The sequence below is a fragment of the Pseudomonas sp. FEN genome, assembly GCF_904067045.1.
GTDB lineage: Bacteria > Pseudomonadota > Gammaproteobacteria > Pseudomonadales > Pseudomonadaceae > Aquipseudomonas.
In genome coordinates this window covers 1-7,551 of record NZ_CAJFDC010000021.1, presented here as the reverse complement: position 1 = coordinate 7,551, position 7,551 = coordinate 1, and the positions used below count along the sequence as shown (strand labels likewise).

The window sequence follows — 7,551 nt, the reverse complement described above, 5'->3', positions numbered from 1 at the left end:
AGGACCGGCATCATGTTGTAAGCGATGTAGCCCAGGTTGAAGCCGGCCTGCTCAGGCATCTTCAGGTTGCTGTCGGCCTTGAGCGGGGCGATATCGGCTGGACGTGGGTAGGCGGTGATCTGGCACTCGCCTTTCTTGAGCTTCTGCGCGCGCACCGACGGGTCGGTGGTGATGGCGAAAATCAGGTTGTCGACCTTGACGTCCTCGGGCTTCCAGTAGTCCTTGAAGCCGGTGTAGCGGATGTTCGAGTCTTTCTGGTAGCTCTTGAAGACGAATGGGCCGGTACCGATCGGCTTCTGGTTGATGTCGCTGGCCTTGCCTTCCTTGAGCAGCTTGTCGGCGTACTCGGCGGACTGGATGGACGCGAAGCTCATCGCCAAGTCCTGGATGAACGCGGCATCCACGGTCTTCAGGGTGAACTTGACGGTCTTGTCGTCGAGTTTCTCCACCTTGGTGATGTTGGTATCCATGCCCATGTCGGTGAAGTAGGGGAATTCGGTCGGGTAGGCCTTGCGGAACGGCATGTCCTTGTCGAGCATGCGGTTGAAGGTGAACAGCACGTCGTCGGCGTTGAAATTGCGCGTCGGTTTGAAGTAGTCGGTGGTATGGAACTTGACACCCTCACGCAGGTGGAAGGTGTAGGTCAGGCCGTCGGGGGAAACCTCCCAGCTGGTCGCCAGGCCAGGAACCACGGCGGTGCCGCCACGTTCGAACTGGCTGAGGCGGTTGAACACGGTTTCCGCGGAGGCGTCGAAGTCGGTTCCGGTGGTGTACAGGCCTGGATCGAAACCAGCCGGGCTCCCTTCGGAGCAGAACACCAGGTTAGTCGCGGCAACGGCGAACGGTGCGCTGGCCAGGAGGCCTGCGCCGACTAAAAACGGAATGACTGCTTTTTTAAGCATGGTGGCCTCATGATTTGTTGTCATTTTTGGTTGTGAGGACGACCTCGTGAGTCGACCTGCCGATACTTATGCAGGCCCCATACCCATTGCAAGATGCACAGAGGCGCGAAGCCTCAAAGAGTGGCACGAACGTACAGGAATGTCGCAATTTTATAAACTTTGACGCATTTGATCGTTTGCGAGTGGATTTTCGGGTGCGTGGGGTGCACCGCGGGCGGGCAACCGGGGGCGTCTGGCGCACCCGGTTGGGGCGATCTGTTACTGGCCCAGGCTCACGCCATAGAAGGGTGTCAGGCCGAACGGACTGATCTTGAAGTCGTGCACTTCCCGGCGCAAAGGCTGGAATACCGTCGAGTTGGCGATCGGGGTGATCGGCACCTGTTCCTTGAGGATTTTCTGCGCCTGTTGGTAGAGCTTGACCCGCTCGTCGTGGTCGCTGCTGAGCTTGGCTTTCTGGATCAGCTGGTCGTAGGCCGGGTCGCACCATTTGGCGTAGTTGCTGCCCTTGACCGCGGCGCAGCTGTAGAGCACGCCGAGCCAGTTGTCCGGGTCACCGTTGTCGCCGGTCCAGCCATAGATCATGACGTCATGCTCGCCGTTCTTGGCGCGCTTGATGTACTCGCCCCACTCATAGCTGACGATATTGGCCTTGATCCCGACCTTGGCCCAGTCGGCCTGGATCATCTGCGCCGACATCCGCGCATTGGGGTTGGAGGCCCGTTGCACGGTCATGGCCCAGAGGTCGATGGCGGTGCCTTCGGCCACGCCGGCTTCCTTGAGCAGCGCGCGGGCCTTGGTCGGGTCGTAGGGGGCGTCCTTGATGTTCGGATCATAGGACCATTGGCCCGGCGGCAGGGCGTTCTGCGCCAGCTGGCCGGCGCTCTGATACACGGCCTTGATGATCGCCGGCTTGTCGATGGCCATGTCCAGGGCCTGGCGGACCTTGAGCTGGTCCAGCGGCTTGTGGGTGACGTTGTAGGCGAGGAAACCCAGGTTGAAGCCCGGCTGTTGCAGCACCACCAGGTTCTTGTCCTGGCGCATGATCTCGATATCGGCCGGGCGCGGGTAACCGCTGACCTGACATTCCCCGGCCTTGAGTTTCTGCAGGCGGGCGGCGGCATCCGGGGTAATGGCGAAGATCAGGTTGTCGAGTTTGACGTCCTCGGGTTTCCAGTAGGCCTTGTTGGCCACATAGCGGATCTGCGAGTCCTTCTGGTAACGCTTGAACACGAACGGGCCGGTACCCACGGGTTTCTGGTTGATATCGGCGGCGCGGCCCTGCTTGAGCAACTGCGCGGCGTATTCGGCGGACTGGATCGAGGCGAAGCTCATGGCCAGGTTCTGCACGAAGGCGGCGTCGATATGATTCAGCGTGAAGCGCACGGTCTGCTCGTCGAGTTTTTCGACGTTCTTGATCGTGGTGTTGAGGTCCATATCGCTGAAATAGGGCGATTCGGACGGATAGGCCTTGCGGAACGGGTGATTGGCGTCGAGCAGGCGCTGGAAGGTGAAAAGCACGTCTTCGGCGTTGAAGTCGCGGCTCGGCTTGAAGTCGTCGGTAGTGTGGAACTTCACGCCGGGGCGCAGGTGGAAGGTGTAGGCCAGGCCGTCCGGGGCAACTTCCCAGCTGGTGGCCAGGCCCGGTTCGACCTCGGTGCCGCCGCGTTTGAACTGCGCGAGGCGGTTGAACACGGTTTCGGCCGAGGCATCGAAATCGGTGCCGCTGGTGTACTGGCTCGGGTCGAAGCCGGCGGGGCTGGCTTCGGAGCAGTAGACCAGGGTCGAGGCCGCCTGGGCCAAGGGCGCGCAGGCCAGCAAGGTGGCGGCCAGCAGCAGGGGTTTGAAGGCAATCTTTTCCATTGAAAAGCCTCGAAGGTGCGCAATAGAGCGGGGGAGATCCGACTCTAGCACGGCCTATCCAGGTCTTGGCGCCGGGGCCACCGAGAAAATGAGCCCCGGCAAACACCGTAAGTCCAATGAGCCAGCTTGCTGGCGATGGTCGTCAAGGATAACGCGGGGAATCAGACTGCCCCCGGTGTGGCGACGTTCATCGCCAGCAAGCTGGCTCCTGCAATGAGGGCGTTTACTGCAGGACTTCGATCATCCCCTCGGCATTCATGCTGACCTGGGCCTTGCCGGCTTCCACGTCCAGCGCCGGTGCGTCCTCCTTGGCTGTGGGTTTCATCATCATCATCGCGCCGCGCGGGAACGGCTGTGGATAACCGTTGCTGTTGAGATTCAGGCTGACAATCTTGTAACCCTTGCCGCCCAAGGCATCGGCGGCCAGTTGGGCGCGGGCCTTGAACGCGGCGATGGCCTCCTTGAGCAGGGCATCCTCGCTGGCCTTGCGGGTGCTGCTGGCAATCGCGAAGTCCATGCTTTCCATTTTCAGGTCCTGCATCAGTTCGCCGGTCAGCTTGGACAGCGCGGCAAAGTCGCTGCTTTCCAGGCGCAACTCGGCGCGCTCACGCCAGCCGGTGATCCTCTGGGTCTTGTTGTCATAAATCGGGTAGCTATTGCGGCTGCCCTGGCGCAGGTTGATCTCCTTGACCGCCTTGGCCTGGCCCAGTGCCTTGTTCATGGTGCTGGTGATGTCGGCGGCGAGCTTGGCCGGATCGCTGTTCTGCGCCTCGGTGTAGAGGGTCACGATCATCAGGTCGCGGGCCACTTCCTGGCTGGCTTCGGCGCGCAGGGATATCAGGTTGTAACGCGGCTCGTCGGCGGCCAGGGCCGGAAGGCTGGCGAAGCTACTGAGACTGAGGGCGAGCAGGGCGGCGCGGCGCGTGAAGTGCATATGAAGCTCCTTGGGGTTCGGTGCGCGGGTCGTGTCGGGCAGTCCCGCGTGCAGGTATCAGACTACGGCTGGATTGTCCGGTTCGCGTTGTTACAACTTCAATACTTATAGAGCCGCCGGTCAAGGCGGTGGGATATTGCAAACGCCAGGTAACCTGGAGCAGGGTTTGTCGGGACGCCGCACCGCCGCGACGCTTTTGGCGTTCTCACGAGCCCCTTCGCGAGCAATCGAGCGTCGACCGTACCGTGTTCGGCCTTGACTGAGCGGCAGCGGGGCGAGTCCCCTCGCAACAACGAGCCCTTTGGTCCGCTGTGGCGGTTTGCCGCACATTTGCCTGTCCAGGCCCCGGCTTGGTTATACTCCCGGCGATCCGCCTGGAGCGCTCATCAGGAGAGCTCATGCTCGTCCCCGTTCAACTGCTGTCCGCGACTCGCCAGAACCTCTGGCGCCTGACCTTTATCCGCATGCTGGTCCTCGCTGCCCAGGCCGGCTCCGTGGGCATCGCCTACTGGTTCGACCTGCTGCCGCTGCCCTGGCTGCAACTGGCGATCACCTTGGGCTGCTCCATGGTGCTCTGTGCCTTCACGGTGGTGCGCCTGCGCACCACCTGGCCGGTCACCGAGCTCGAATACGCGGTGCAACTGGCCTGCGACCTGTTTATCCACAGTGCCTTGCTGTACTTCTCCGGCGGCTCGACCAACCCCTTCGTTTCCTATTACCTGGTGCCCCTGACCATCGCCGCGGTGACCTTGCCCTGGCGCTATTCGGTCATCCTCTCCGGTGTGGCGCTGGTGTTGTACACCTTGCTGCTGGTGCAGTTCTACCCGCTGGAAACCTTTCCGATCTCCCGGGAAAAGTTGCAGATCTATGGCATGTGGCTGAGCTTTGCCCTGGCCGCCGCGGTGATCACCTTCTTCGCCGCGAAGATGGCCGAGGAACTGCGCCGCCAGGAAGAGCTACGCGCCATTCGCCGCGAGGAGGGCCTGCGTGACCAGCAACTGCTGGCCGTGGCGACCCAGGCCGCCGGCGCCGCCCACGAACTGGGAACGCCCTTGGCGACCATGAGCGTACTGCTCAAGGAAATACGCCAGGACCATCCAGACCCGCTGTTGCAGGACGACCTGAGCGTGCTCCAGGACCAGGTCAAGTTATGCAAGGAAACCCTGCAGCAACTGGTCCGCGCCGCCGAGGCCAATCGCCGGTTGGCGGTGGAGATGCAGGACGTCACGGTCTGGCTCGACGAAGCGTTGAACCGCTGGCACCTGATGCGCCCGGAGGCCAGTTACCGCTTCCAGCGCCTGGGGCAGGGCGAGGTTCCGCGCCTGGCGCCACCGCCGGACCTGACCCAGGCCTTGCTCAACCTGTTGAACAACGCCGCCGATGCCTGTCCGGATGGCCTGGAAGTCAAACTGGACTGGACCATCGAGACCTTGACCATCAGCATTCGTGACCATGGCGCGGGTGTACCATTGGCGATTGCCGAGCAGATCGGCAAGCCATTTTTTACCACCAAGGGCAAAGGTTTCGGCCTCGGCCTGTTCTTGAGCAAGGCCAGCGTGACACGCGCCGGCGGTTCGGTGAAACTCTATAGTCATGAGGAAGGTGGCACGCTCACCGAGCTGCGCCTACCCCGTGTCGCCCAAGGAGACGAAGCATGAGTGACGAGATCCAGGTCGAAGGCGAGGAACTGCCGCACTTGCTGCTGGTGGATGACGACGCCACCTTTACCCGCGTGATGGCGCGCGCCATGAGCCGTCGCGGTTTTCGCGTCAGCACCGCCGGTTCCGCCGAAGAGGGCCTGATGCTGGCCCAGCAGGACCTGCCGGACTACGCCGCGCTGGACCTGAAGATGGACGGCGATTCCGGGCTGGTGCTGTTGCCCAAGTTGCTGGAGCTTGATCCAGAGATGCGCGTGCTGATCCTCACCGGTTATTCGAGCATCGCCACGGCGGTGGAAGCGATCAAGCGCGGTGCCTGCAACTACCTGTGCAAGCCGGCGGATGCCGACGACGTGCTGGCCGCCTTGCTCTCCGAACATGCCGACCTCGAGACCCTGGTGCCGGAAAACCCGATGTCGGTGGATCGCCTGCAATGGGAGCATATCCAGCGCGTGCTGACCGAGCACGAAGGCAATATTTCCGCCACCGCCCGCGCCCTGGGCATGCATCGGCGGACCTTGCAGCGCAAATTGCAGAAGCGCCCGGTGCGGCGCTGAACCGGTGCTGAACGAATGCTTTTCAAATCGCGCTACGCCGGGCGCGAATCATCTATGATCGGCTGGTGAATTTTCTTACGCTAACCGAGCTTGAAGAATGACTGAGAAGAACGCCGAGTATTCCGCGGTCAACGATGCCGTGCAGGGACAGTTTTTCCGCCGGGTCTGGCAAATGACAACGCCTTACTGGCGCAGTGAGGAAAAGGGCAAGGCCTGGGTACTGCTGCTGGCGGTGATCGGTCTGTCGCTGTTCAGCGTGGCGATTTCGGTCTGGATCAACAGTTGGTATCGGGACTTCTACAATGCCCTGGAAAAGAAGGATGTCGCCGCCTTCACCCAACTGATCCTGTATTTCTGCGGCATTGCCGCCGTGGCGATTCTTGGCGCGGTGTACCGGCTGTACCTGACCCAGATGTTGACCATCCGTTGGCGGAACTGGCTGACCGAGCAGCATTTCAAGCGCTGGCTCGGCCACAAGAACTACTACCAGCTGGAGCAGGGCGGTTACACCGATAACCCGGACCAGCGGATCTCCGAAGACCTCAACACCTTCACCTCGAACACCTTGAGCCTGGGCCTGGGGCTGATCCGTACGGTGGTCAGCCTGGTGTCGTTTTCGATCATCCTGTGGGGCGTGTCGGGCAGCATCGAAGTGTTTGGCTTGACCATTCCCGGCTACATGTTCTGGTGCGCGCTGGTCTATGCGGCGGTAGGCAGTTGGCTGACCCATCTGATCGGTCGTCGCCTGATCGGCTTGAACAACCAACAACAACGTTTTGAAGCCGACCTGCGTTTTTCCATGGTCCGGGTTCGTGAAAACGCCGAGAGTATCGCCTTGTTCAATGGCGAATCGAACGAGAACCAGCGCCTGACCGCGCGTTTCGGCAAGGTCTGGCACAACTTCTGGGACATCATGCGGGTCTCCAAGCGCCTGACCTTCTTCACCGCCGGCTACAGTCAGATCGCGATTATCTTCCCTTTATCGTGGCGGCCCCGCGCTATTTCGCCGGCAAGATCCAACTGGGCGAGCTGATGCAGATCAACTCGGCGTTCGGCAACGTGCAGGAGAACTTCAGCTGGTTTATCAGTGCCTATTCGGAACTGGCCGCCTGGCGCGCCACCTGCGACCGTCTGTTGAGCTTCCGCCAGGCCATGAGCGATAACGAGGACCGCGTGCGCGGCATCGATGTGCGCAGCGAGGGCGATGAGCTGCAGGTGCAGAACCTCAGCCTGGACCTGGGCAGCGATCGCCATCTGTTGACCGGGGCCGAGATGACCGTGGCCGCGGGTGAGCGCCTGATGCTCAGTGGTCGTTCCGGCAGTGGCAAGAGCACACTATTCCGGGCCATGGGCAATCTCTGGCCCGAGGGCCATGGTAATATCCGCTTGCCGGCCCGGCGCTACCTGTTCCTGCCGCAGAAGCCGTACCTGCCGATCGGCAGCCTGAGCGATGCGATGAGTTATCCACAGAGCGGCGACAGCTATACGCAAGAGCGTTATGTGCACGTGCTGGAAACCTGCCGCTTGCAACACCTGATTCCGCGCCTGGATGAAAGCAATCACTGGCAGCGCATGCTGTCCCCGGGCGAACAACAGCGCCTGGCCTTTGCCCGCGCGCTGTTGTATGCACCGCAATGGCT

General features: G+C 61.7%; 5 protein-coding genes and 1 pseudogene. 3 read left to right on the top strand and 3 right to left on the bottom strand.

Annotated features, from left to right (window positions below; translation table 11 throughout):
* From PFEN_RS20375 to PFEN_RS20365, 3 genes are all read right to left on the bottom strand, one after another.
* Positions 1 to 902, bottom strand: a 902-nt coding sequence (locus tag PFEN_RS20375) for an ABC transporter substrate-binding protein (RefSeq protein WP_224771022.1), incomplete at its 3' end; no start/stop codon positions are given.
* A 258-nt stretch (positions 903 to 1,160) separates the two neighbouring features.
* On the bottom strand, positions 1,161 to 2,762 hold the full coding sequence (locus tag PFEN_RS20370; protein WP_191486170.1) for an ABC transporter substrate-binding protein: 1,602 nt from the start codon (positions 2,760 to 2,762) through the stop codon (positions 1,161 to 1,163).
* A 223-nt stretch (positions 2,763 to 2,985) separates the two neighbouring features.
* Positions 2,986 to 3,696, bottom strand: a complete 711-nt coding sequence (locus tag PFEN_RS20365) for an SIMPL domain-containing protein (RefSeq protein ID WP_191486169.1) — start codon at positions 3,694 to 3,696, stop codon at positions 2,986 to 2,988.
* 398 nt (positions 3,697 to 4,094) lie between these two features.
* Here PFEN_RS20365 and PFEN_RS20360 point away from each other — a divergent pair, with 398 nt between their 5' ends.
* From PFEN_RS20360 to PFEN_RS20350, 3 genes and pseudogenes are all read left to right on the top strand, one after another.
* Positions 4,095 to 5,354: an ATP-binding protein gene (locus PFEN_RS20360; protein WP_191486168.1), complete on the top strand. Its 1,260-nt coding sequence runs from the start codon at positions 4,095 to 4,097 to the stop codon at positions 5,352 to 5,354.
* Positions 5,351 to 5,911 (top strand): response regulator transcription factor, encoded by a 561-nt coding sequence (locus PFEN_RS20355; protein WP_191486167.1) that lies wholly within the window; start codon positions 5,351 to 5,353, stop codon positions 5,909 to 5,911. Before PFEN_RS20360 ends, PFEN_RS20355 begins: the two co-directional genes overlap by 4 nt.
* 97 nt (positions 5,912 to 6,008) lie before the next feature.
* Positions 6,009 to 7,551, top strand: a pseudogene (locus tag PFEN_RS20350) (ABC transporter ATP-binding protein/permease); the annotation flags it as partial.

Excerpts from the sequence above, each read along its gene's own strand:
- PFEN_RS20360 (WP_191486168.1), top strand. The coding sequence starts at position 4,095 with ATGCTCGTCCCCGTTCAACTGCTGTCCGCGACTCGCCAGAACCTCTGG.
- PFEN_RS20355 (WP_191486167.1), top strand. The coding sequence starts at position 5,351 with ATGAGTGACGAGATCCAGGTCGAAGGCGAGGAACTGCCGCACTTGCTG.
- PFEN_RS20365 (WP_191486169.1), bottom strand. The coding sequence starts at position 3,696 with ATGCACTTCACGCGCCGCGCCGCCCTGCTCGCCCTCAGTCTCAGTAGC.
- PFEN_RS20370 (WP_191486170.1), bottom strand. The coding sequence starts at position 2,762 with ATGGAAAAGATTGCCTTCAAACCCCTGCTGCTGGCCGCCACCTTGCTG.